23 protein-coding genes and 1 pseudogene are annotated in these 24,293 nt (G+C 72.1%); 9 read left to right on the plus strand and 15 right to left on the minus strand.

Annotation, left to right across the window (positions count from 1 at the left end; all coding sequences use genetic code 11):
- Nucleotides 1-4: 4 nt before the first annotated feature.
- Both mmpA and EAO76_RS38720 read right to left on the minus strand, forming a co-directional pair.
- Nucleotides 5-148, minus strand: a complete 144-nt coding sequence (gene mmpA, locus EAO76_RS44990; RefSeq protein ID WP_187438959.1) for a morphogenic membrane protein MmpA — start codon at nt 146-148, stop codon at nt 5-7.
- A gap of 33 nt (nt 149-181) precedes the next feature.
- A complete protein-coding gene (locus EAO76_RS38720) occupies nt 182-892 on the minus strand; it encodes an endonuclease V (protein ID WP_262376130.1) in 711 nt (236 codons plus the stop codon).
- A gap of 99 nt (nt 893-991) precedes the next feature.
- Here EAO76_RS38720 and EAO76_RS38725 point away from each other — a divergent pair, with 99 nt between their 5' ends.
- Nucleotides 992-1,291: a YciI family protein gene (locus EAO76_RS38725; RefSeq protein ID WP_148840939.1), complete on the plus strand. Its 300-nt coding sequence runs from the start codon at nt 992-994 to the stop codon at nt 1,289-1,291.
- Nucleotides 1,292-1,375: 84 nt separating this feature from the next.
- Here the strand turns inward: EAO76_RS38725 and EAO76_RS38730 are convergent, their stop codons facing one another.
- A complete protein-coding gene (locus EAO76_RS38730) occupies nt 1,376-2,485 on the minus strand; it encodes a YCF48-related protein (protein WP_187438960.1) in 1,110 nt (369 codons plus the stop codon).
- 185 nt (nt 2,486-2,670) lie between these two features.
- Here EAO76_RS38730 and EAO76_RS38735 point away from each other — a divergent pair, with 185 nt between their 5' ends.
- Nucleotides 2,671-3,087, plus strand: coding sequence for an SsgA family sporulation/cell division regulator (locus EAO76_RS38735; RefSeq protein ID WP_148840940.1), 417 nt, complete (start codon nt 2,671-2,673; stop codon nt 3,085-3,087).
- A 278-nt stretch (nt 3,088-3,365) separates the two neighbouring features.
- Nucleotides 3,366-4,340 (plus strand): acyl-ACP desaturase, encoded by a 975-nt coding sequence (locus tag EAO76_RS38740; RefSeq protein ID WP_148840941.1) that lies wholly within the window; start codon nt 3,366-3,368, stop codon nt 4,338-4,340.
- Between the two features lie 52 nt (nt 4,341-4,392).
- Here the strand turns inward: EAO76_RS38740 and EAO76_RS38745 are convergent, their stop codons facing one another.
- From EAO76_RS38745 to EAO76_RS47415, 9 genes are all read right to left on the minus strand, one after another.
- Nucleotides 4,393-4,893, minus strand: coding sequence for a tetratricopeptide repeat protein (locus tag EAO76_RS38745; protein WP_148840942.1), 501 nt, complete (start codon nt 4,891-4,893; stop codon nt 4,393-4,395).
- Nucleotides 4,894-5,007: 114 nt separating this feature from the next.
- Complete coding sequence (locus EAO76_RS38750; protein WP_148840943.1) at nt 5,008-5,262, minus strand: WhiB family transcriptional regulator; 255 nt, start codon at nt 5,260-5,262, stop codon at nt 5,008-5,010.
- A 279-nt stretch (nt 5,263-5,541) separates the two neighbouring features.
- Nucleotides 5,542-6,615: an LLM class flavin-dependent oxidoreductase gene (locus tag EAO76_RS38755; RefSeq protein ID WP_148840944.1), complete on the minus strand. Its 1,074-nt coding sequence runs from the start codon at nt 6,613-6,615 to the stop codon at nt 5,542-5,544.
- Nucleotides 6,616-6,619: 4 nt separating this feature from the next.
- Nucleotides 6,620-7,507 (minus strand): ABC transporter substrate-binding protein, encoded by an 888-nt coding sequence (locus EAO76_RS38760; protein ID WP_148840945.1) that lies wholly within the window; start codon nt 7,505-7,507, stop codon nt 6,620-6,622.
- The gene (locus EAO76_RS38765; RefSeq protein WP_148840946.1) at nt 7,508-8,284 is read right to left on the minus strand and encodes an ABC transporter ATP-binding protein; all 777 of its coding nucleotides are present in this window, start codon (nt 8,282-8,284) and stop codon (nt 7,508-7,510) included.
- Nucleotides 8,281-9,111 (minus strand): ABC transporter permease, encoded by an 831-nt coding sequence (locus EAO76_RS38770; protein WP_148840947.1) that lies wholly within the window; start codon nt 9,109-9,111, stop codon nt 8,281-8,283. The genes EAO76_RS38765 and EAO76_RS38770 overlap by 4 nt, the downstream gene beginning before the upstream one ends.
- The gene (locus tag EAO76_RS38775; protein ID WP_148840948.1) at nt 9,108-10,121 is read right to left on the minus strand and encodes an NrtA/SsuA/CpmA family ABC transporter substrate-binding protein; all 1,014 of its coding nucleotides are present in this window, start codon (nt 10,119-10,121) and stop codon (nt 9,108-9,110) included. The genes EAO76_RS38770 and EAO76_RS38775 overlap by 4 nt, the downstream gene beginning before the upstream one ends.
- Complete coding sequence (locus tag EAO76_RS38780) at nt 10,118-11,146, minus strand: ABC transporter substrate-binding protein (protein WP_148840949.1); 1,029 nt, start codon at nt 11,144-11,146, stop codon at nt 10,118-10,120. The genes EAO76_RS38775 and EAO76_RS38780 overlap by 4 nt, the downstream gene beginning before the upstream one ends.
- Nucleotides 11,147-11,296: 150 nt before the next feature.
- Nucleotides 11,297-11,407 (minus strand): putative leader peptide, encoded by a 111-nt coding sequence (locus EAO76_RS47415; protein WP_316248401.1) that lies wholly within the window; start codon nt 11,405-11,407, stop codon nt 11,297-11,299.
- A gap of 199 nt (nt 11,408-11,606) precedes the next feature.
- Between EAO76_RS47415 and EAO76_RS38785 the strand changes: the two genes are divergently transcribed.
- The 3 genes and pseudogenes from EAO76_RS38785 to EAO76_RS46955 form a co-directional block, all read left to right on the plus strand.
- Nucleotides 11,607-12,389 (plus strand): IclR family transcriptional regulator, encoded by a 783-nt coding sequence (locus EAO76_RS38785; RefSeq protein WP_148840950.1) that lies wholly within the window; start codon nt 11,607-11,609, stop codon nt 12,387-12,389.
- A gap of 98 nt (nt 12,390-12,487) precedes the next feature.
- The gene (locus EAO76_RS38790) at nt 12,488-14,692 is read left to right on the plus strand and encodes a DEAD/DEAH box helicase (RefSeq protein WP_148840951.1); all 2,205 of its coding nucleotides are present in this window, start codon (nt 12,488-12,490) and stop codon (nt 14,690-14,692) included.
- Between the two features lie 19 nt (nt 14,693-14,711).
- Nucleotides 14,712-14,843: pseudogene (locus EAO76_RS46955) on the plus strand (DUF4157 domain-containing protein); the annotation flags it as partial.
- Nucleotides 14,844-14,853: 10 nt separating this feature from the next.
- Here the strand turns inward: EAO76_RS46955 and EAO76_RS38800 are convergent.
- Nucleotides 14,854-15,906 carry a multicopper oxidase domain-containing protein gene (locus tag EAO76_RS38800; protein ID WP_148840952.1) on the minus strand — a complete coding sequence of 351 codons (1,053 nt, stop codon included), beginning with the start codon at nt 15,904-15,906 and terminating at the stop codon, nt 14,854-14,856.
- A 215-nt stretch (nt 15,907-16,121) separates the two neighbouring features.
- On the opposite strand from EAO76_RS38800, the gene EAO76_RS38805 reads away from it, so the two are divergent.
- Both EAO76_RS38805 and EAO76_RS38810 read left to right on the plus strand, forming a co-directional pair.
- A complete protein-coding gene (locus EAO76_RS38805) occupies nt 16,122-18,614 on the plus strand; it encodes a ThuA domain-containing protein (RefSeq protein ID WP_148840953.1) in 2,493 nt (830 codons plus the stop codon).
- 74 nt (nt 18,615-18,688) lie between these two features.
- Complete coding sequence (locus EAO76_RS38810) at nt 18,689-20,842, plus strand: OmpL47-type beta-barrel domain-containing protein (protein ID WP_399463563.1); 2,154 nt, start codon at nt 18,689-18,691, stop codon at nt 20,840-20,842.
- Nucleotides 20,843-20,853: 11 nt separating this feature from the next.
- Here EAO76_RS38810 and EAO76_RS38815 read toward each other — a convergent pair whose 3' ends face one another.
- Together EAO76_RS38815 and ligD are read right to left on the minus strand one after the other, a co-directional pair.
- Nucleotides 20,854-21,933: an ABC transporter permease gene (locus EAO76_RS38815; protein ID WP_148840955.1), complete on the minus strand. Its 1,080-nt coding sequence runs from the start codon at nt 21,931-21,933 to the stop codon at nt 20,854-20,856.
- Nucleotides 21,930-22,973, minus strand: a complete 1,044-nt coding sequence (gene ligD, locus EAO76_RS38820) for a non-homologous end-joining DNA ligase (RefSeq protein ID WP_148840968.1) — start codon at nt 22,971-22,973, stop codon at nt 21,930-21,932. The genes EAO76_RS38815 and ligD overlap by 4 nt, the downstream gene beginning before the upstream one ends.
- Nucleotides 22,974-23,070: 97 nt before the next feature.
- On the opposite strand from ligD, the gene EAO76_RS38825 reads away from it, so the two are divergent.
- Complete coding sequence (locus EAO76_RS38825; protein ID WP_148840956.1) at nt 23,071-24,132, plus strand: ATP-dependent DNA ligase; 1,062 nt, start codon at nt 23,071-23,073, stop codon at nt 24,130-24,132.
- Nucleotides 24,133-24,293 lie beyond the last annotated feature (161 nt).

Genomic DNA, 24,293 nt, shown 5'->3' on the forward strand with positions numbered 1-24,293 from the left:
GGGGTCAGAGCATCCAGGACACCAGCGTGCAGACCATCGAGACGGCCCAGACCACTCCCGCGACGATGCCGAGCGTCATTCCCACCGCGACCCGGCGCTGAGCGAGGTAGACGGTTCCGGGCCCCATGGGTGTTCGATGTTCGTTCATGCGTACCAGTCTGCCGGTCGGGACCGACAAACATCATCCGTCCCCGTACTCAGCCGGTACCGGCACTCGGCCCGTCGCTTCCCGCAGGGCCTTGCGGCACAGGGCGTCGGCCCTGCGGGTGGTCTCCGGCTGACGGAAGTCCCGGGCCAGCCGCAGGGTGTGGGCGCACGCGTTGTCGAGGCCGACGCGGTGTCCGACGGAGACGAAGACGGGTTTGACGCCGTCCTGGGTGCGCAGGGCCCGGCCCACCTCCTCCTCGCCGTCGAGCAACGGCGACCAGTCGCCGCGGTGCGGCCCCGGCTGCTCGTACGAGAAGGTGAACGGGTTCTTGGCGACGCCGATGGCCGGGAGCCCGGTGAGCACCCCGAGGTGGCTGGCGAGGCCGAAGCGGCGCGGGTGTGCCAGGCCGTATCCGTCACAGACCACGAGCCCGGGGTCGACCGGCAGGGATTCGAGCGCGGCGAGCACGGTCGGTATCTCCCGGAAGGCGAGGAGGCCCGGGACGTACGGGAAGGTGACCCGGCCGACGGCGGTGGTCTCGGCGAGCACCTCGAACGTCGCCCCGTCGAGGACGACCGCCGCCGCGACGACGACGTCGCGCTCGTCGTCGTAGGCCACGTCGACCCCGGTGACCCGGCCCGTGCCGGGCGGCGGCCCGGGTTCGTCGAGCACCATCCTGGCGCGCAGGGTTTCCTGGATGGCTCGTGCCCCGGCCTCGTCGGCGGGCATCGGGAAAGTCGTCATGATGCGGTCGAGTCTAAGGACTGCCCCGTAATCCCCGGCGGCCGCGGGGACCGGACGACGCGCCCCGCCCCGCAGGGGCCGTCCCGTAGCCTGGCGATCATGTTTGTACTCGAACTGACCTACACGGCCCCCGTCGAACGCGTCGACGCGCTGCTCCAGGACCATGTGGCCTGGCTGGACGCCCAGTACACGGCCGGGGTGTTCATCGCGTCGGGTCGCAAGAACCCCCGCGACGGCGGGGTGATCCTGGCCGTCGGGGACGACCGCGCCCGGATCGAGGAGATCACCTCGGCGGACCCGTTCGTGGTCGAGGGCGTGTGCGCGTACCGCGTCACCGAGTTCATCGCGACGAAGACCTCGGACGAACTCGCCCCGTACCGCCAGCAGCTGCCCGGCTGATCGCCTCGGCCCCGCGGGCGGCGCCGGGCGGGCCCTCCGTCCGGTGGCGACGGCGTCGCCGGAAGGAGGGCCCGCCCGCGCGGATCAGTGGCCGTGGCGCCCCGCGTGTGCCACGCGCCCCTTCTCGCCCGCGGCCCAGCAGCCGCCGTCCGGGGTGCAGTCGACGGTGTCGTACGACCCCGTGTCGACCGTGCGCCAGGTGCGGCCGCCGTCCAGGGTGAGGTCGGTGCCCGTCGGGCCGACCGCCAGCGCGGCCGACCTGCTGTGCGGCAGCCAGGCGACGCCCGAACGGTAGGCGGTCGGCGGGGTCGTGGACCGGCGCCAGGTGCGGCCGGCGTCGCCCGTCACCGCCGCGGCGTCCGGCGACGCCTCGCCCGCCCGGTAGTCGCCGCCGACCGCGATGCCGTGGTGGCGGTCGCGGAAGGCCAGCCCGAAGACGCCGCGCGCCGGGTCCCCGGCCGGGATCGTCGACACGGACGCGGTCCAGGTCAGTCCGCGGTCCGAGGAGTGCAGCACCCGCGCGGTGGCGGCGCCGCCGGTCGCGAGCCAGACGTCACGGGGCCCCGACGAGACCAGGCACTGGCCGCTGGCGGCGAACCCGGCCTCACCGGCCTGCGCCTCCGGCATGCCCTCGGTGGGCAGGACCCGCCAGCTCCGGCCGCCGTCCGCGGTCGACAGGATGCGGTACTTCCCGTCCACCGGGTCGCTCATCGCGAGCCCGTTCCGGCTGTCGAAGAAGGTGAGGCAGTCGTAGAAGGCGCGGGCGTCGGTGTTGCGGAACGACTCCGTCCAGGTCGCGCCCCCGTCGTCCGTGCGGAACACCCTGGACGCCTCCCCCTCGCCGATGGCCAGGGCCACCGCGCGCCGGGCGTCGAACGCCTCGATGTCGCGGAACTCCAGCTCCTCCTCGGCCGCCCCCGCGGGTGACACGTCGCGCCAGGTGCGGCCGCCGTCCACGGTCCGCAGCACCGTGCCCTTGGAACCCGCGACCCAGGCGGTGCGGCGGCTGACGGCGGCGAGACCGCGGAAACGGGCGTCCGTGCCGGTGTCGGTGAGCGTCCAGGTCGGCCGTTCGCCCGGCCGGTGCTGCTCCCGCGGTGTCGCCGCGGTCGCCGGTGTGGCCAGTGTCGCGGTCAGCGCCGCCGCACAGAGCCCCCATGACATCAGTCGTCTCTTCTTCCCCATGACACTCATGGCGCTGGAAGCTAGCCCACCCGTCGCGGCCCGTCCAGGGTGGACCGCCGCGAAGTGGGCAGGCGATCGGGTGCGCCGGCTCGCGGTGATGCAACTCACGCCGTCCCCCGGTGCACGGACAGAGGGGTTCCTTCGTCTTCATCAGTACCGGCAGTTGTTCGTCCGGCCGAGAAAGGGAGCAGGTCTTGTCCACCGTCATCGAGCAGTCCGTGCAGGCCCGCATGGTCGCGTCCGCACCGCGGATGGAGACCCTTCCCGCCACCCTGCAGTACGACCCGAGCGATCCGTTCGCCGTGCGCATGGCGTTCCCCGCCCCGGCGACCCTGGAGGGGACCGAGGTCTCCTGGGAGTTCTCCCGCGAGCTGCTGGCCGCGGGCATCGACGCGGCGGCCGGTGTCGGGGACGTACGCATCCGGCCCTTCGGATACGAGCGCACGGTCCTGGAGTTCCACGCCGAAGAAGGCATCGCGATGGTGCACGTGCGCACGGCCGAGCTGCGCCGTTTCCTCGACCGGGCGCAGAGGACGGTCCCGGTCGGCGACGAGCACCGGTTCCTGGATCTCGACCGGGCTCTGGCCCAGCTGCTCGGCGGATCCCACTGACACCGAGCCCCCCGGGGCCGGCGGAACCCACCCGTATGTGACGTCCGACGGCCGAGCTGTCGGACGTCATATACGGATAAATCAGGACACGGGAAACCTCGGACCGGCTGCTGAACACTTCTTCAGGAAGCTGCCACCACCCCCACCGACCTGCATGCATGGCACTGCGTCACCGGCGCTTCCGGGGGCGGACTTGGATCCGGGCTTACCTCCGCCTTAACCTACGGTCTCGTAACCTACGTGTCCGTAGGTAATTCTCCCGTCCCCAGGAGTCCCCCGTGACGATCACCGCTCCCCACCTCGGCAGTCCGAAGGCGTGGACCGACGCCCAGCTGCTGTACGCCCTGGAAGAGGTGGTGGAGAAGGAACTCAACCGTCATCTCAAGGTCGCCAAGGACTGGATGCCCCACGAGTACGTGCCGTTCTCCGACGGGCGGAACTTCCCGGGCGTCTTCGAGGACGGCGAGGCGTGGCGGGCCGACCAGTCCAAGGTCACCGACATCGGCAAGATCGCGCTGGTGGTGAACCTGCTGACCGAGGACAACCTCCCCAGCTACCACCACGAGATCGCCTCCCTCTTCGGCCGTGACGGCGCCTGGGGCACCTGGGTGCACCGCTGGACGGCGGAGGAGGGCAGGCACGGCATCGTGATGCGCGACTACCTGCTCACCTCGCGCGCCGTCGACCCGGACAAGCTGGAGCAGTTCCGGATGGCGCACATGGCGGAGGGGTTCGAGTCCGACAACCGCCACTCGATGCTGCACTCCGTGGCGTACGTCGCCTTCCAGGAGCTCGCCACCCGCGTCTCGCACCGCAACACCGGCCACCAGTCGGGCGACCCGGTCTGCGACCGCATGCTGGCGCGCATCGCGACCGACGAGAACCTGCACATGGTCTTCTACCGCAACCTCCTCGGCGCGGCCTTCGAGCTCGCCCCCGACCTGACGATGCAGGCCGTGCGCGACGTCGTCGTCAACTTCCGGATGCCCGGTCACGGCATGCCCGGCTTCGAGCGGGCCGCCGCGCAGATGGCGATCGGCGAGATCTACAACATGCGCATCCACCACGACGACGTGATCCAGCCCGTGCTGCGCTACCTGAAGGTCCTCAACATCGACGGCCTCGGCCCCGAGGGCCTGAAGGCGCAGGAGGAGCTGGGCCTGTACATGGGCGGTCTGGACTCCGAGGCCGCGAAGTTCGACGAGAAGCTGGCGGCACGCAAGGCACGCATGGCCGCGCGCGCCATGGCCTGATCCCTCCGACGGCCGCGGGCCCGTTCCCCGGCGGGGGCGGGCCCGTCCGGGTTCACATCGTGGCGTGCAGGTCCTGCGCGTAGTACTCGATCGCCTCCCGGTACCTCTGCACGTACGGGTCGTCGCTGCTCGTCGCGAGCAGTTCCAGCAGCAGCCGCATGGCTTCGTGGTGCTCGCCGGTGTTGAAGAGGGCCATGGCGAGGAACGTCCGCAGCGCCCCGTCGCCGGGGAACCGTTCGAGACCGCCGCGCAGGAGCCCGACCGCCTCCTCGTACCGGCCGAGCACGCGGTAGGTGCTCCCGAGGCCGAGCAGTGCGCCCCGGTGGTCCTCCTCCGACAGCCCGGTGCCCGCCAGGGAGCGTTCGTAGAACGGCACCGCCTCGGCTTCGAGGCCGAGCACGTCGTGGGCCCACGCGGTCTGGTACGCCACCTCGGCATCGGCCGGGAAGGCGGCGGAGAGGGAAAGCAGCCGCTGCCGGGCCTCTTCCTTGTGCCCCTCGGTGCGCAGCCGTACGGCTGCCGCGAGCAGGGCGTCTCTGTCCTGATCGGTCATGCGGACATCGTGCCAGGCCGAGGTGGCCGTCCGGGACGGGGCCGGAACGGGTCCGGCCCCGGGGCCGACGGGCCGTGTCCCCCGGGGCGGGCGTGCCGACCGGTGGGCCCGGTCTCAGGCCCCGCCGCGACCGGTTCTGCGCAGCCGCTCCCGCTCCTTCTCGGAGAGCCCGCCCCACACGCCGAACCGTTCGTCGTTGGCGAGGGCGTACTCCAGGCACTCCAGCCGCCCCTCGCAGGCGCTGCAGAGCTGCTTGGCCTCGCGGGTGGAGCTGCCGGGGGCGGGGAAGAAGAACTCGGGCCCCGCCTGGGCGCACAGCGCTGTCTCCTGCCAGGCGAGTGCGGTGTCGGCCGCGGTGTTGATCAGCATGGGGTCCACCGTGCCCGGTCGCGATAAACAACCGATCAACGCTTCATCAATGCGGCGCGCCGACACGTTCCGGCCGACTCCGCGAGGTCCGGCTGCCGACCCTGCGGTACGGAACCGGCCCGTGCCTCCCGCCACTTCACCGGCCCGGGCGCCAGTCTGCCACCGGGCCACCCCGTGCGCGCAACCCCGCCACTCCGTGCACGGGGCGGCAAAAAGTCCGGAAGTCCCGAAAACCCGGCCTCGGGGGCGGGCACGCTCCGGTGTCCCGCCACCGGCCGGTCAGCGCGTGACGCCCAGGGCGGGGAGCACCGTCTCCGCCACCCGGTACGCCTCCTCCAGCAGGGGGTTGCCGGAGAGGATGAAGGTGTCGACGCCCAGGTCCTCGAACTCCTTGAGGCGTTCGACGACCTGGGCCGTCGAACCGACGACGGCCGTGCCGGGGCCCGGCCGGAACAGGCTCATGCCCGGCCACAGGTTGGGGTGCGCCTCCAGTTCCCTCGCGCGGGCCGGGACCCTGCCGCCGTGCTGGCGGAACTGGCGCTGCCAGCCCACGCCGTCCTCCCCGGCCCGGCCGCCCAACTGACGGGCGTACGTGGCGTCGCTGGTGACGTCGAGGAGCCGGTCGGCCGCCGCCCACGCCTCGTCCTGCGTGTCCCGGACGATGAGGTGGAGGCGGAGCCCGATCCTGAGCGTGCGCCCGTACGCGGCGGCCCGCGCCCTGACCCGCTCCAGCTTCTCCTTGAGCAGGTGCGGGGGTTCGCCCCAGGTCAGGAAGGTGTCGACGTGCTCGGCCGCCATCTCGATGCCGGGGTCGGACGAGCCGCCGAACCACAGCGGGACGTGTGATTCCTGGACCGGCTTCAGGTCCCCGAAGGAGGCACCGGCGTTCTTCAGGTCGTAGAAGCGGCCCTTGTGGTCGAAGACCTCACCGGCGGTCAGCCGCTTCACGATCGACCAGTACTCGGCGCTCAGTTCGTACCGCTCGTCGTGCTCCACGTGCAGCCCGTACTCCTGGAGGGCCTTCGTCGAGCCGTTGACGACGTTGAACCGCAGCCGGCCGCCGAAGAGGGTGTCGAAGCTGAGGGCCATCTTGGCGAGCAGGGTGGGCGAGATCAGGCCGGGGTGGACGGCCAACAGCGGCTTGAACGCGGTGCTGGTGGAGGCGGCCAGCGCGCTGCCGAGCGGCCAGACGTCGTACAGGTCGGTGGCGAGCAGCGCGCCGCTGTAGCCGAGGCGTTCGACCGCGCCGGCGAGCTGGGCGAGGTAGCCGAGGTCGACCGGGCGGCGCCCCTCGGGTTCCCAGGGGTAGGCGCCTTCGCGCGGGATGACGTACCAGAGGACTTCGGTCGCCATGTCGTCACGCCGCCCGGTCCGCACCGGCGCCGGCCAGGGCCTGGGCGACGGTGACGGGGCGTTCGATGAAGCCGATGCGGTGGAAGATGTCGGCCGCCTCCTGCTGTTCGGCGATGAAGGCGTCGGTGACGGGTTCGATCCTCCACGGCAGGGCGCGCAGCGCGGTCTCCCAGTCGTCGGCGGATCCGCCGAGGTCGGCGGCGGCGATCTCGGCGGCCCGGCGGGGGTGGGCCGCCGCCCAGTCGTCGGCACGCCGGAGGGCGCGGGTGAGGGCCTCGACGATTTCGGGGCGGCTCTCGGCCAGGTCGCGGCGGGTGAAGAAGACGGAGCGGTCGGTGATGACGTCGCCGGTGCGGATCAGGGTGCGCAGTCCGCCGGTGCGGCGGGCGGCGGCCAGTCGGTCGCCCTGGGCCACCCAGGCGGCGATGGCTCCGGTGCGCAGCAGTTCCTCGCTGTCGTCGCCGCCGCGGACGGCGGTGATGTCGTCGGCGTAGGAGAGCCCGGCGTCGTCGAGCGCCTTGGCGATCAGGTGGGTCTGCCAGGAGCCGATCGCGAGGTGGACGGTGGTGCCCTTGAGGTCGGCGACGGTGCGCGCGGGGCTGTCCTCGGGGACGAGGAGCGCACCGTGTTCGGGGCGCGGGGCGGAGACGGCGGTGTAGACGATGTCGTGTCCGGCCGCCTGGGCGGTGACGGGCGGGGTGGAGCCGGTGCCGCCGAAGTCGATGACGCCCCGGCTGAGGAGTTCGCCGGTGCGGACGCCGTCGGTGTACGGGTGGAAGACGACGCTCTCGCCGAGCGGGGCCAGTTCCTCCCGGGCGAGGCCGAGGCGGGAGAGGTGGTACAGGTGGTAGAGGGACGGGTTGCTGCTGTGCACACCGATGGTGATGGTCATTCAGATCACTCCGACTTCGGTACGTTCGGGGGCTTCGACGGGGTTCGGGACCGTCCCGGGGGGCGAGGCGGACCCCACCCCGAGGTCTTCGAGGAGGCGGCGGCGCAGGGCCGCGAAGGCGGGGTCGCCGGGGTCGCGCGGCCGGTCGACGGCGACCGGTTCGTCGGTGACGAGCCGGCCGCCGCGCAGGACGGCGACCCGGTCGGCGAGGCGTATCGCCTCGTCGACGTCGTGGGTGACGAGGAGGACGGCGGGCCGGTGCTTGCGGCACAACTCCCCCACCAGGTCCTGCATCCGCAGCCGGGTCAGGGCGTCGAGCGCGGCGAACGGCTCGTCCAGGAGCAGCAGTTCGGGTTCGCGGACCAGGGCGCGGGCGAGGGCGACCCGCTGCGCCTCGCCGCCGGAGAGGGTGCCGGGCCAGGCATCGGCGTGCCGTTCCAGGCCGACCTCGGCCAGGGCCCGCAGCCCGTGTCCGGCCCTGTCGCGCGGCAGGGCCACGGTCACGTTGGCGAGGACCTTCTTCGACGGTACGAGGCGGGGTTCCTGGAAGACGACGGTGCGGGCCCGGGGGACGAGCACCTCGCCCCCGTCGGCCGCGTCGAGCGCGCCCAGGATGCGCAGCAGGGTCGTCTTGCCGCTCCCGCTGGCTCCGAGCAGGGCGACGAACTCGCCGCGGGCGATGTCGAGCCGCAGGTCGTCGAGGACGGCGCGGTCGCCGAAGACGCGGCGCAGTCCCCGTACCCGCACCGCGGTCCGCGGGTTCGGATCGGTGGTCATCGGGTGGCTCCCTGTGGGGTGCGCCAGGGCATCAGTACGCGCTCCAGGAGCCGTACGACGACGTCGGCGGTGAGTCCGAGCAGTCCGTAGACGAGGATGCAGACGGCGAGGATGTCGGTGCGGGCGTAGCTCTGCGCCTGGGACATCAGATAGCCGATGCCCGCGGTGGCGTTGATCTCCTCGGCGGCGATCAGGGCGATGACGCTGAGCGTCATGGAGAGCCGCAGTCCGGCGAGCAGGGAGGGCAGGGCGCCGGGCAGGACGACCTGGCGCACGAGGGCGAGGCGGCCCATGCCGAAGCTGCGCATGGCCTCGATGAGTTTGGGGTCGGTGTCGCGCACCCCGCTGGTCGTCGACACGTACATGGGGAAGGTGGTGGCGACGGCGATGAGGAGGATCTTCGCGGTCTCGTTGATGCCGAACCAGACCATGAACAGGGGCACCAGGGAGAGGAACGGGATGGTGCGCAGGGTCTGGACGGAGGAGTCGAGCAGTTCGTCCCCGAGGCGGGTGAATCCGGTGGTGATGCCGAGGGTCAGTCCGGCCGCGAGCCCGATGAGGAGGCCGAGCCCGGAGCGGGTGAGGGAGGTGGTGAGCGCGTCGGGCAGTTGTCCGTTGCCCCACAACTCGCCCACCGCGCGCAGCACTTCGGCGGGCGACGCGAGCACGTCGGGGGTGAGCAGTCCGGTGGCGGACGCCGCCCACCACAGGGCGAGGAGGGCGATCGGGCCGGCTGCCCGGACGGTCGCGGAATAGGTCCGGCCGCGGGCCCGGTACCGCCGGGGCTGCGGCCGGACGAGGCCGGGGGGCGGAACGGTCCCGCTCATTTCAGCTTCTCGATGTCGAGGAGGTGGGCGGCGACGTCGACCTTGTCCTCGGTGACCTTCTGCTCGGCGTAGAAGTCGGCGACGGCCTCGAAGCGTTCGACGTCCTCGGGGCCGATGGGGTCGACCGTGCCGCCCCGGCGGGTGAAGCGGGTCTGGACCTCCTTCGCCCTGCCGGTGACGGCGGTCGGGCCGACGTCCGTGAAGACGTTGAGGTACGCGGCCGGGTCCCGCTTCTCCTCGGCGCTGGCGTCGTGGAGGTAGCGGTAGAGCGCCTTGACGATCTCGGGGTGCTGTTCGGCGAACTCGGTGCGCACGGCGTTGAGGCTGTAGTTGTCGGAGCCGATCGCGGCGCCGTCGGCGACGAAGTGGGCCCTGCCGCTGCCGATCTCGGCCACGGCGTACGTCGCCCACACCGCCCAGGCGTCGACCTTGCCGGCGTTGAAGACGGCGGCCGTCTGGTCGGGCCGCAGATGGACCCGCTCGACCTCGTCGGCGGGGACGCCGGCTTTCGCGAGTGCCTTCAGCAGCAGGTACTCGCCGGTGCCGCCCTGGTTGACGGCGACCCTCTTCCCGACCAGGTCCTTGATCGAGGTGATGCCGGAGCCGTTCTTGACGAGGATGCCCTCGCCCGCCGCGTCCGGGTCGGTCGCGGTGAAGAACTTGAAGCCGGGGCGCTGGGCGAGCGAGGTGATGCCGGAGGTGATGGAGCCGGTGGCGATGTCGAGCTGGTCGGCGTTCATCGCCTGGGCGGCCGGGGCGAAGGGGCCGGCGCTGCCGGTCCAACGCACCTCGGCGCCGACCTTCGCGAGCGCCCTGTCGAGGCTGCCGTCCTTCTTGCCGAGGGCGAGCACCCCGGAGTTGCCGGGGTCGGGGATGCGGATCTCGACCGTTTTCCCGGCACCGGAACCGCTGTCGGCCTCGGAGGTGCCGCAGGCGGTGAGGGCGAGCAGCGCGGTGGCCGTGAGGAGCGCGGGGGCGACGGTCCTGCGTGGTGATCGGGGGATGTTCATGGGGCGGTGGTCCTCACGGCTCGGGGTACGGGCGGGGCGGTGGGCAGTGCGGCGGCGCGGCGCAGCGGTTCGGGGTCGGCCCAGGCGGTGACGTCGACGGGTTCGGGCAGGAAGCCGTGGGCGCGCAGCCCCGCCTCCTGTTCGGCGAGGAGGGCGAGACGGCCCGGGGAGAGGTCGGGGTGGAGGGTGCGGTGGGTGCCCGGCCGGTAAGCTCCGGCGACCCCGTCGGCCCCCGCCCCGGTCTCGGCGCCGAGGATGCGGGCGACCTCGCCGGGCTGTCCGGCGGCCCAGTCGGCGGCCCTGAGCAGGACGGCGAGGAAGCGGTCGACGAGGTCGGGGCGGTGGTCGAGGAGTTCCTGGTGGACGGTGATGGGGCGCGGGGTCCCGTTGTTGATCCGGAACCGGGGGTCGGCCAGTTCGTCGAGTTCGACGGCCACCTCCGCACCGGCCCGTCGCGCGGCCTCGACGGCCAGTGCTCCCTTCACGTACACGGCGTCGACGTCGCCGCGGCGCAGCGCCGCCAGTTCGGCGGCCCACTGGCCCTCGTGCCCGGCGGCGGGGACGTCGACGAACTCGGCGTCGTCCGGCCCGAGTCCGGCGGCGGCGAGCGCGCCCTCGAAGCCGCGCAGCGCCATGGCCCGCCAGAAGTCGATCGCGATGTCGTGCGCCGGGACGGCGAGCCGGAGCCCGCGCAGGGCCTCGGTGCCCCGGATGCCGGAGCCGGGCGCGACGAGTACGGCCTGCCGTTCCTCGATCCAGGTGAGGCCGATCAGCCGGGTCCGTTCCCCGCGTGAACGGGCCCACAGGGCGGGGACGTTGCCGCCCTCGCGGAAGAGGCCCGGCAGGGTGTGGGTGAAGTGGGCGGCCCGGTCGGCGCCGGGCGCGGCGTCCTGGAGGGAGCGCACCGTGATGCCGTCGCGGGCGAATTCCTCGGCGAGCCAGTTCCGGTCGGCGGCGATGCCGGTGGCGGTGGGTACGGGGCAGCGGGTGAACCAGAGCGTCCTGGGCAGGACGGCATGCGTCATGGGGGTGTCTTCCCGGAAGTCGGCGAAGCGGATGAGTGGTGGCCGGTACGCCGGGATGTGGGCACCGGGTACGGCCGAGGGCCCCGGCCGTGCCGTGGCGCGGCGGAGGGGAAGGGGGAAACGCGAAGGGGAAAGGGGAACGCGAGGGGGTCAGCGACAGGTGGCGCTGGAGACCCGTGCCAGATCGATGTGGCGGCGCAGCGTCAGGGCGAGCAGGGACGGAGCGGCGTGGGCGGGGGTCGCGGTTCGGCGGCCGGCCATGGCACTGCTCCCTTCTGCTCGTCGGTGCTGACGTGCTGCACACTGCCACGCCCCGCGACCACCGCACAACTCGCTTCCCATGATGTGGGATTCGGTGTGAACACAGTGTTTCACCGACCGGTTTCCCGGCTCTCCGGCTCCCGTAGTGTGGCAACCCGATGCCCCCTGCCACCCCCTCATGAGCGGAGAGTGAACCGATATGACCGAGGCCGCGGCAGTGCGCGCGCCCGGTGGAGCGCAGGCGGTCCGGCGCGCCCTGGACGTCCTGCACTGCTTCCACGACAACGGCCCCGACCTCAGCGCCTCCGACCTCGCCCGTCGCCTCGGCCTCTCCGCCTCCACCGCGCACCGTCTGGCCCGCACCCTGCTCGGCGCGGGCTTCCTGGAGCAGGACGTCCGCACGTCCCGCTACCGGCTGGGCCCCGCCGTGACCGAGCTGGGCCGGCTCTCGTACCACCAGCGCGGTCTGCATCTGGCCGCCCCCGAGCTGAGCGATCTCGCCGAGCGCACCGGCGCCACGGCGGACCTGGCGCTGCGCAGCGGTCCCCACGCGGTGATCGTCGCGGGTGGTTCGGTCACCCCGAAGGTGGGGCTGCGCAGGCCGCTGCACTCCACGGCGCTCGGCAAGGTCCTGCTGGCCTGGGCCCGGCCGGGCGAGGGCGGCCCCTTCTCGCTTCCTCCGCTGCCCGCCTTCACGGACCGCACGATCGTCGAACCCGCTTTGCTCGAAGCCGAGTTGGCGAAGGTACGGGCCGATGCCCACGCGCTCAACGACGGCGAGTCGGCCCACGGGGTACGGACCCTGGCGGTGCCGGTGCTGGACGGCGCGGGGCACGCCCGCTTCGCCCTGGCGGTCCGGGCCACGCCGTCCGTGATCACGGACGGGCGCATCGACTGGTTCCTGGCGCAGGCCCGTTCCTGCGCCCGCGCCCTGGAGGTGCTGCTGCTCTCCCCGGCGGAACGCCGCCCGCCCGCGCCCTGAGCCGGCGGCCCTGTCGGTACCGCGTGGCACGATATGAACCGGCCGGGGGCGGGTGCCGGGCAGGACGGCGGCCGGGCCGCGCGGACAGAGGAACGTACATGACAGAGGCCGGACCGGGCGGGGTCGACGCGCCCACGGGGAGGGCCGCCCGGGAACTGCTGGTGCGGGCCGGGCAGTTGCTGGAGACCGCGCGCGCCGTGCTCGCCGACCACACCCGCGCCGTGGACGCCGTGCGCGCCGCGCTGGATCCGCTGGTCGACTCCCTGGTCGGCCGGGAGCTCGCCGCCATCCCCGTGTCCCGGCTCAGGGACGTCACCGAGGGCAGGCTGCGGATCGGCGCGATCGAGCAGGCCGGTCTCACCACCGTCGGCCGGGTGCACGGGGCGAACCGCTACGAGCTGCGCCAGATTCCCGGGGTCGGTGCGCAGACCGCCGACCAGGCGCTGGCCGCCGCCGGGCAGATCGCCCACGCGGTGCGGGACACGGTCACGGTCCGGCTGGACGTGGACGCCCCGGACGAGGCCACGACCGCGCTGGTCATCGCGTTGCACCGGCTGGTCGAGGCCGGTCCCGAGGTCCGCCGCGCGGTGGACGCGGCGAACCGGCTCGTCGGGCGCCTGGAGCCCCTGCTGACCGAGGCGGCACCGGCCGGGGGGCGGCTGCGCATGCTGTTCGCCCGGCGGCAGGCCCGCTCCCGGGTCATGGAGGCCGTGGGCGGGGTGCGGGAGGCCGTCGCCGGGGCGGCCGGGCGCGGGCTCCCGGCGCTGTTCGGGCAGGTCTCGGTGGATCTGCTGCGGGACGCGGAGTCGGACGTCGCGGCATGGGTGGACTTCGAGCTGCGGTCCGCCGAGTACTACAGCCTGATCGCCGAGCTGTCGGGCACCGGGCCCGACCGGGACGCGGCCGAGGGGTTCCTCCCGTCCGCGATGGCGGACCGGGTGCGTGATCTGCGGCTCGACGACGCCCGGCTGCGGGTCTCCCTGCGCGGTTACCAGTCGTTCGGCGCCCGGTTCGCGCTCACGCAGAAGCGGGTGATCATCGGTGACGAGATGGGGCTGGGGAAGACCGTCCAGGCCATCGCCGCGCTCGCGCACCTCTCGGCACGGGGCGAGACGCACTTCCTGGTGGTCTGCCCGGCGAGCGTGCTGATCAACTGGGCGCGTGAGGTCCGGGCCCGTTCCACCCTGCGCACCCTGCCGGTGCACGGCCCCGAGCGGCAGGGCGCCTTCGACGAGTGGCGCCGCACCGGCGGGGTCGCGCTCACCACGTTCGACGCCCTGCACACCCTGCCGGACGCCCGGGACTGCGGCATACGGCCCGGGATGCTGGTGGTCGACGAGGCCCACTACGTCAAGAACCCCGAGACCCGGCGCTCCCGGGCCGTCTCCGGCTGGACGCAGCGCACCGACCGGGTGCTGTTCCTGACCGGTACGCCCATGGAGAACCGGGTCGAGGAGTTCCGCAGCCTCGTCCGCCACCTCCAGCCCGAACTGGCGCCCTCGATCCACACCACCCACGGGGCGGCCGGTTCGCTCGCGTTCCGCAGGGCGGTCGCCCCGGCCTACCTGCGGCGCAACCAGGAGGACGTGCTGGCCGAACTCCCGTCGGTGGTGCAGGTCGACGAGTGGGAGGAGTTCAGCCCGGACGACCTCGCCGCCTACCGCGAGGCCGTGGGCGCCGGGCAGTTCATGCGGATGCGCCGGGCCGCGTACGCCCGGCCCGCCACGTCGGCGAAGCTGAACCGGTTGCGCGAGCTGGTGGCGGAGGCCGCCGACAACGGGCTCAAGGTGGTGGTGTTCTCGTACTTCCGCGAGGTGCTCCTCACCGTCGGACAGGCCCTGGACTCCCGGGTGTTCGGCCCGTTGTCGGGGAACGTCCCGGCCGCCCGGCGGCAGGGGCTGATCGACGACTTCGCCGCCGTGGACGGCCATGCCGTGCTGCTGAGCCAGATCCAGGCCGGCGGGGTCGGGCTGAACATGCAGGCGGCGTCGGTGGTCATCCTCTGCGAACCGCAGATCAAACCGACCATGGAGCACCAGGCGGTGGCCCGCGCCCACCGGATGGGGCAGATACGGACCGTCCGGGTGCACCGGCTCCTGGCGACCGACAGCGTCGACGAACGGATGCTGGACATCCTGGCCCGCAAGGAGCGGCTGTTCGACATGTACGCCCGGCGCAGCGACGTCGCCGAGACGACACCGGACGCCGTGGACGTGTCGGACGGTGCGCTGGCCCGGCGCATCGTCGAGGAGGAGCAACTGCGCCTGGCCGCCGACGCGGCCGGGACGGTGCCGGAGAACTGACCGCGCCGGGCCCGCGGGGGTGACCGGCCCCGGACGGGGCGGCCCGCACCGGCGTGGGGCCCGGCTCGGTGCCGGCCTCTCCCGCGTGCGCGTCCGCACCGACCGGGCCGCACGCGCGTCGGCCGCCGGGGCCGGTGCCCGCGCCTTTGGCAGGCACGTGGTCACCGGGTGTCCGGCGCCGCCCCGCCGGGTGACGCCCCACCACGCGCGTCCTTGCCGTGCGACGCCCCGTCGTGCGCGGCCGTGCGGTGGGCCGTCGCGCCGTGCGGCTCGTGGCCCGGTACGGTGCCGTCCGGTTTGGCGACGAGCAGCAGCCCGGCCATGCCCATGTCGGAATGGCTCTGCACATGGCAGTGGTACATCCAGGCCCCGGCGCCCACGTGTTCGCCCGCGATGATCTGGAAACCGAAGGAGTCCGCCGGGCCGACGATCTTCGTGTCGATGATCCGGCTCGGGTCGTCGGGGCCGGTGAGCAGGCCGGTCCGGTTGTCCGCCCAGCGATGACCGTGGATGTGGAACGTGTGGTAGTACTCGCCGTGCGTGATCATGACGACTTCGAGCCGGTCCCCCACCGTGGCCTCGAAGTCCGGGCTCCTGTCGGCCGGTTCGTTGTTGATCGTCATGTCGTTGAAGACGATCGTGATCGTCCGGTCCGGCAGCAGGTCGCCCTCGCGCCGGACGACGAGCGGGCCGTAGAGGCCCTTGCGGATGCCGCCGGTGCCGTGATCCGTACCGACGACGTGGTCGTGGTAGTGCCAGTAGCCCGCGCTGCCCGGCCGCCAGGTGCCGTCCTTGCGCCTGCCGGGGGCGTGGGTGCGCCAGGTGTAGGTGCGGGTGCCGCCGGGTTCGACGACGCTCCGGTTCATCCGGGTGCCGTCGCTCGCGATGTCGTAGTCGACGCCGTGCGCGTGGAGGCTGACCGGCACGTCCATGGTGTTCTCGAACTCGATGTGCAGGGTGTCGCCCTCGTTGATCTCGATGAGCGGTCCCGGGACGGTCGCCTTCCCCTTCTCCAGGCCGTAGCCCATCCGGCCGTCCGCCAACTTCTCGGCGTACAGCCTGAGATGGCGCACCTCGCCGCCCGCCGGGGCGGTCCTCGGCACGGGCTCGGCCGAGGCGGACTCGATCGAGCCGAGGGACAACGATGTCAGGCTGGTCGCCGCCGCGACTCCGCCGCCGATCAGCACCCTCCGGTTGAAACTCCTTCTGTCCATGCCGAACTCCCCACTGCGCCAAGGATGTTGAGGAACCTATGGATCGGTGAAGCCGAGGACGGACCTCCGGACGGCCCACACCGTAGCCGGGGAATCCTCGTTCATCCACACCCAGGACAAAGTTCGTTCAATTGCCGCCATAGCTATTGGCGGACCGCGAAAAGAGGTCTAGCTTCATCCGCTGTTGCAGTGACCAAAGAGGGGTGGGTGACCACATGCAGCGCACACCACATCACCGGTCCAGATCGCGACGCGGACTCGTCGTCGGCCTTTCGGCAGTCGCCCTGACCGCTTCCCTGCTCGGCGCCGGCCAGGCCGACGCCAGGCCGTATCCGGAGCCGTCCGACTCCATGGCGACAACGTTGTCCCTGCCGTCGCCGCCGGGCGGCGCCAATGTCGGGGTGCTGGTGTTCCACGCCTCCGCCACCGAGGAGTCCCCGACCGTCGACGCCGGTATCGCGGCGATCGAGCGGATCGGGCTCACCGGCCCGGAGGCCGGCCGGTTCCGGACCGTCGCCACCGACGACCCCGCCGTCTTCACCAACGGCAAGCAGCTCGGCCGGTACAACGCCGTCGTCTTCCTGACCGGCGGCGGCGACGTCCTCGATCCGGAGCAGGAGGCCGGTCTGGAGGCGTACATGGAGGCGGGCGGCGGCTTCCTCGGCATCCATGACGCGGCACGGACCGAGCCGTACTCGGACTGGTTCACCGGTCTGGTCGGCGCCCGTCCGGCGGCGAACGGTCCGGCCTCCGTGCAGCGCGCCACGGTCGAGGTCGGCGACCGGCAGCATCCGGCGACGAAGAACCTGCCGCTGGAGTGGAAGCGCCCCGACAAGTGGCTGAACTGGACGAAGAACCCGTCCGGCGACGTGCACACCGTGGCACGCGTCCGCGAGATCACCTACGATCCGGGCGCGAGCGCCAACGGCTGGGACCACCCGGTCTCCTGGTGCCGCGACTACGACGGCGGCCGGTCCTTCTACACGGCGATGGGCGGCACCGTCGACAGCTTCGCGGAGAGCGACTTCCGCGACCATCTGCGCGGCGCGCTGAACTGGACGACCCGGCTCTCGCAGGCCGACTGCAAGGCGACCATCGACTCCAACTACACGGCCGAGCGCGTCACCCGGCCCAACCGGCCGGGGCAGAACGACCAGATCGGCGAGCCGCACGGACTGGTCACCGCCCCCGACGGACGCGTGCTGTACATCGGGCGCGGCGGTGCCGACAGCAGCAGGCCGGTCGTCACCGACTGGAACGACCCGAATGTCGGCAAGGGCCTGGGGCAGATCCACGTCTACGACCCGAAGACCAGGGAGGTCACCCTCGCCGGTGAGCTGACGGTCTTCGGCAACAAGGGCGGCGGCGACGAGCTGATCAAGGTCGAGGAGGGGCTGCTCGGCATCGAGCTGGACCCGGACTTCGAGCGGAACGGCTGGGTGTACCTGCACTACACCCCGCACGCGAAGCTCGACCGCGACAAGCAGATGGCGGTGCGCCAGGTCTCCCGCTTCACCCTGGATCTCGCCACGAACAGGCTGGACCCGTCCTCGGAGAAGGTGCTGCTGCACTGGCCCGTCCAGGTCCACAGCTGCTGCCACGCGGGCGGCGGGATGGCCTGGGACTCCAAGGGCAACCTGTACATCGCGACCGGTGACAACAACTCCTCCGGCTTCAGCGGCGGTTACTCCGGGAACAACCCGCAGCCCAGCCACAAGGGCGTCTCGTTCGCCGACGCCCGGCGCACCGCGGGCAACACGAACAACCTCAACGGGAAGATCCTGCGCATCCACCCCGAGGACGACGGGACCTACACACTCCCCGAAGGCAATCTCTTCACCGGCAAGGAGCCGGACGAGGGCGGTGGCAGGACGCGTGGCGAGATCTATGTGATGGGCGTGCGCAACCCGGCCCGGATCTCCGTCGACAAGTCGACCGACACGCTGTACGCGGGCTGGGTCGGCCCGGACGCGGGCGCCCCGTCCACCACCTGGGGCCCGGCCAAGTACGACACGTTCGCCGCGATCACGAAGGCGGGCAACCACGGCTGGCCGTACTGCATGGGCAACAAGCAGCCCTACCGGGACCGCAATCTGCCCGACCCCGCCGAGCCGCTCGGCTGGTACGACTGCGACCACCCGAAGAACGAGTCGCCGAACAACGACGGCCTGGTGAATCTGCCGCCGGTCACCTCCAACACCATCTGGTACTCGCCGCAGGGCGGCGGCGTGGACTACCCGCGCGACGAGAACGGCGTCCCGAGCTACGAGGCCGAGGACCAGAAGCAGTTGCTGCCGTGGCTCAAGGGCGGCGGCCAGGCCACCATGAACGGACCGGTCTACCGGTACGACGCGGCGAGCACCAGCCCCGACAAGTGGCCCGCGTACTGGGACGGCAAGTGGTTCATCGGCGACTTCTACGACGGCGACCAGCCGCGGCACGCCGTGCTCACCGATCCGAAGACGGTCGGCAGGGGTGGTCTGCCCACGCACGCCGAGTCCCTGAGGAAGATCGTCCCGGTCGGGGCCGACGGCATCCGCAACCTGATGGACTGGAAGTTCGCCCCGGACGGTTCGCTGTACGTCCTGGACTACGGGCGGGGCTTCTTCACCTCCGACTCCAAGTCCGCGCTGTGGCGCGTGACGTACAAGGGCGGCGGTCCGACCCCGGCCGCCGACGACCTGGCCAGGAAGGCGGCAGTGCGGTGAGACATCGTCCGGTCCTCTCCCGGAAGCGGTACCGACCCGCCCGGTTGTGGCTCGCCCTGCTGGGTTCGTTCCTGATGGTGCTGGGGCTGACCTCGACGGCGGCGTACGGCCGTACGGCGAACCCCGCCGGCACGGCGGCCGATCAGGTCCTCACCTGGACCGCGGGCGACCCCATCGACCGTTATCTGTCCGCCCCGAAGACCGCGGTGGCCGGCCGGGCGACCATCGTCTTCGAGAACAGCGCGGCCACCGGCAACACCACCGGGATGCCGCACACCCTCACCTTCAGCGTCTCGGACCCGGAGTTCAACGACGACGTCGCGCTGAACATCCTGGCCAACCCTGGCGACGACCAGGGCGGCAGGCACACCGCCGAGGTCACGCTCACCCCCGGCCGGTACTTCTACCACTGCACCATGCCGGGCCACGAGGCGATGCAGGGCATCCTCGTCGTGACCGAGGGCGGCGGTGAGGACACCACCGCGCCGCAGACCTCCGCGAAGGTGGACGGCGACCGGAACGCCGACGGCGCGTACATCGGTCAGGCCACGGTCACCGTCTCGGCGAGCGACGACGGATCGGGCGTGGACACCGTCGAGTACGCGCTCGGCGCGGACGGTGCCTGGCAGCCGTACACCGCACCGGTCGTGGTGAACGAGGTCGGTACGCACACCGTCCGCTACCGGGCCACCGACCGGGCGGGCAACACGGCCGCGGAGAAAACGGCCGACTTCACCGTCGTCGCACCGCCGACGGACGACAAGACCCCGCCGGAGACCTCGGCGACGGTGTCCGGCGAGAAGGACGACCAGGGGCGCTACCTGGGCATGGCGACGGTCACCGTGACCGCCTCCGACACCGGCTCCGGCGTCAACACCATCGAGTACGCGCTCGGCACGGCCGGCGCCTGGCAGCCGTACACCGCGCCCGTGATGGTGCACGAGACCGGTACGCACACCGTCCGCTACCGGGCCACCGACCGGGCGGGCAACACCGCGGCCGAGAAGTCGGCCGACTTCACCGTCGTCGCACCGCCGACGCAGGACAAGACCCCGCCGGAGACCTCCGCGAAGGTCGAGGGCACCAAGAACTCCGACAACGCCTACATCACCAGTGCCGAGGTGACCATCACCGCGACCGACGCCGAATCGGGCGTGGACAAGGTCGAGTACTCGCTCGACGGCGGCCCGTACCTCGCGTACACCACCACCGTCATCGTCGACCGCGTCGGCCATCACACCGTCGCCCACCGGGCCACGGACAGGGCCGGGAACACCTCCGCGGCGAAGCAGGTCTCGTTCACCGTCGCGGAGGGCGGCGGCGTACCCGCGCCGAACTGCCCGGAGTTCGACGAGCGGCTCACCGTCATCGTCGGCACGGTCGACACCGGCGTCCCCAACCGCGTCACCGGCAACCGCTGCACCATCAACGAACTGATCGAGGACGAGAAGGACTGGTCGTCGCACGCGCTGTTCCTCAAGCACGTCGACAAGGTCCTCGACAAGCTGCTCGCCGCCGGGGTGATCGACGCCCGCGAGCACAGGAAGATCTACCGGGCGGCCAAGCAGTCGGGGATCGGCGGGCCCGGCCAGGACGAGGGCTACAAGAAGCTCTTCGACGGCACGGCGGAGTCCTTCGCCAAATGGCAGCAGGTCGGCGGCGGGAAGTTCGGGCTGAATCCGGACGGCACGATCACCAGCTCCACCACGGTCGACGGCATGGGCATGCTCTGGTTCCCGGGCCGGCAGTACGGCGACTTCTCGCTCAAGCTCCAGTGGCGCGACGACGCCCCCGGCGCGGGCAACGCCAACAGCGGCGTGTTCGTCCGCTTCCCGAACGTCCACGACAACCCGGAGGAGTCGCGTCCGGAGTGGGTCGCCATCAAGTACGGCCACGAGGTGCAGATCCTCGACCGGCCGGACGGCGACATGTACAAGACCGGCTCGGTCTACGGCTTCGACCGGGTCGGCCTGGCCGGCGCCGGGGTCACCCCCAAGGGCACCTGGAACGACTACGAGATCCGGGTGGTGGACCAGCACTACTCGGTCTACCGCAACGGGGTCCTGCTGAACGAGTTCGACAACACCGGCGGTCAGGTCTTCGAGCCGCCGCGGGGCGACGACCCGGGAACCGACGGCCGGCGGTACGCCTCCGGCTACATCGGTCTCCAGGTGCACGGCACCACGGACGTGGTCTCGTACCGCGACATCCGCGTCAAGGAGCTGTAGACCGGCCCTGATCAGGTGGCCGTGACCGCGTGCCGGGGCATGTGGTCACGGCCGCCCGGGTGCCGGTGGCGCCACACCCAGAACACCGTGCAGGAGAGCACCGACCAGGCCCCCAGCACCAGGTACGGGAAGAGCCGCTGGTGGCCCTGGTAGTAGACCGCGGTGTGCTGGGCGCTGACGGAGGCGCCCGGCGGCAGCCAGCGCCCGACGTGGCCGAGCACGGACGGCAGCAGCGGCCAGGAGACCGCCCCGCCGGACGAGGGGTTTCCCAGGAGCACCATGACGCCCCAGGTCGGGATCATGGCCCAGCGCCCCATCAGGGTGTTGAACATGACGAAGACCATGCCCGAGGTGAACATCGTGAACGCCAGGATCAGCCAGGACTCGAAGAACGGCAGATCGACCGCGCCCAGCCACCAGTCCACCACCGCGGCGATGGCGAACCCGCCGAGCAGCGAGTAGCCGACGGTGAAGGCGATCCGCTCCAGCGGGATCAGGGCGGGGACGTGCACGTTCAGCTGGATCGCGCCGACGAAGCCGATGATGACGGCGGCGAGCGAGATGTAGAAGAGCGCCAGCCCGCGCGGGTCGCCCCGTTGCAGGGGTTTGACGTCCCGCACGGTGACCGGCACCCCGATCCCGGTCCCGACCTTGACCGCGGACTCCGTGAGGAGCTGGGCGACGGCGGCGCCGGAGGCTCCCGCGACGTCCAGCGAGACACCGGGCCCGACCGCCCGGACGATGGCGAAGACCTCCTGTCTCTCCAGCGCCTCGCGGGCCTGTGCGCGGGTCGCGAACGGGTGGATCTCCAGCGAGGCGTCGAGCGCCTCGTCCATGCCGGTGACGAACTCCTTCTCGTTTCCCGTGACCGGTCGGCTCACCACGGCGGTCGGGATGAGGTGCGGGGTCGGGTTGGCCATCGCGTAGGTGTAGGAACCGGCGAAGAGCCCGGCCGCGGCGGCGAGGATGAACACCAGGACGGTCGCGGGGAAGTACGGCGAGTCCTTGTACGCGGCCCATCTCTGACGCCGGCTCTGCGGTCGGCCGTGCGTTCCGTGGGAGGCCGGGTGTTCCGGGTCCGGCACGCTCATCCCCCGCCGTCCCTTCTGTCCTCGCCGCCCTCGCCGTCCTCATCCTCTTCGTGTCGGGCCCGGCTCGGCTGGACCCGCTTCGGTTCGCCCGGCATCTTCGGGTAATCGGGCGGGTACGGCAGATCGCCGAGCCCGCGCTCCCGCTCGTCCCGGTCCGCCAGTTCCAGCAGTCCGTCGAGCCGAAAGGCGTGCTCGTCCAGGTCCGCGTGCACGTCGCCCGCCTCGGCGCAGCGCCCGGGCATGGTCCGGATGTCGAAGTCGCGCGGCTCGGCGTCGTCGAGCTCCGCCCAGCGCAGTGGGGCGGAGACCGGGGCGTGGGGGCGGGCGCGTACGGAGTAGGCGGAGGCGATCGTGCGGTCGCGGGCGGCCTGGTTGAAGTCGACGAAGATCCGCTCGCCGCGCTCCTCCTTCCACCAGGCGGTGGTCACCCGGTCCGGCATCCGGCGTTCCAGTTCGCGTCCGGCCGCGATGGTGGCGCGCCGGACCTCGGTGAAGGTCCACCGCGGCTCGATGGGGACGAGGACGTGGATGCCCCGGCCCCCGGAGGTCTTGGGCCAGCCGCGCAGCCCGTGGTCGTCGAGCACGGACCGCAGTTCGTGGGCGGCCCGCACGGCGTCGGCGTAGTCCGTTCCCGGCTGCGGGTCGAGGTCGATGCGCAGTTCGTCCGGGTGGTCGGTGTCGGCGCCGCGGACCGGCCAGGGGTGGAAGGTGAGCGTGCCGAGGTTGGCCGCCCAGATGACGGCGGCGAGGCCGGTGGGGCGGATCTCGTCGGCGGTACGGCCGCTCGGGAAGGTGATCGCGGCGGTGGGGATCCAGTCGGGGAGGTTCTTCGGGGCCCGTTTCTGGTAGAAGGACTCGCCGTCGACGCCGTCCACGAAGCGCTGGAGGGTCGTCGGCCGGTCGCGCAGGGCACGGGTGATGCCGGGGCCCACGGCCAGGAAGTACTCGGCCACGTCCCGCTTCGTGTAGCCCTTCTCCGGAAAGTAGACCTTGTCCGGGTGGGAGAGCCGTACGGCCCGTCCGTCGACCTCCAGCTCCACCGCTTTCGCCGCTGCGCCCATGACGGTCACGGTAGGCCGGGCTCCACCGTGCCGCACATCGGAGGAATTATGCGGTTCCACGGGTGAGAATCCGACCATGGACCTTCCGGTGATGCCGCCCGTGAAACCGATGCTCGCCAAGTCCGTGAAGGACATCCCGCCGGGCATGCAGTACGAGGCCAAGTGGGACGGCTTCCGTGCGATCGTGCACCGGGACGGCGACGAGGTGGTGATCGGCAGCCGCACCGGCAAGCCGCTCACCCGCTACTTCCCCGAGTTGGTCGCCGCCGTCCGGGAGAATCTGCCGCAGCGCTGCGTGGTCGACGGCGAGATCGTGATCGCGCACGAGGGGCGGCTGGACTTCGACCGGCTCGGTGAGCGCCTGCACCCCGCCGCCTCCCGGGTGCGGCTGCTCGCCGAGCGGACCCCGGCCGACCTGGTCGTCTTCGACGTCCTGGCGCTGGGGGACGACTCGCTGCTCGCCACCCCGCAGTCCGGCCGCCGCGCCGCCTTGGAGGAGGCCCTGGCCGGTGCCGCGCCCCCGGTGCACCTCGCACCGGCGACCACGGACCCGGCGGTCGCCCGGCAGTGGTTCGAGCGGTACGAGGGCGCGGGACTCGACGGTGTGGTGGCCAAGCCGCTCGACCTGCCGTACCGGCCCGACGTCCGGGCGATGTACAAGGTCAAGCACGAGCGGACCGCCGACTGCGTGGTGGCGGGGTACCGCTTCCACCGGAGTGGTCCGGTCGTCGGCTCGCTGCTGCTCGGCCTGTACGACTCCGAGGGGGTGCTGCAGCACGTCGGGGTCTGCGCGGCCTTCCCGATGCGGCGCCGCGAGGAGCTGGTGGCCGAGCTGGAGCCGCTGCGCGTCGGTTTCCCGGACCATCCGTGGGCGGCCTGGGCCGACGAACGGGCGCACGAGGCCGCCCGGCTGCCCGGGGCGCGGAACCGCTGGTCCGGGAAGAAGGACCAGTCGTGGGTGGCGCTGCGCCCGGAGCGGGTCTGCGAGGTGGCGTACGACCACATGGAGGGCGACCGGTTCCGGCACACCGCCCGGTTCCGCCGGTGGCGGCCGGACCGCACCCCCGCCGGCTGCACGTACGCGCAGCTGGAGGAGGTGGTGCGGTACGACCTGGCCGAGGTGTTCTCAGCCGGCTGACGGCGTCCCGGACGGGGTGGCGCACGGGTCCTCGCCCGTTCCCGGGCCGGGCGGCGGCGAGTCGGTGCCGCCGGACGGGTCGGTCGGGTCCGGGCTCGGGCTCGGCGAGTCGGTGGGGCAGCCGGGTGCGGAATCCGAGGGGCTGGGGTCGGGGCTCGTGC

The organism is Streptomyces sp. sk2.1 (assembly GCF_008120935.1).
GTDB lineage: Bacteria > Actinomycetota > Actinomycetes > Streptomycetales > Streptomycetaceae > Streptomyces.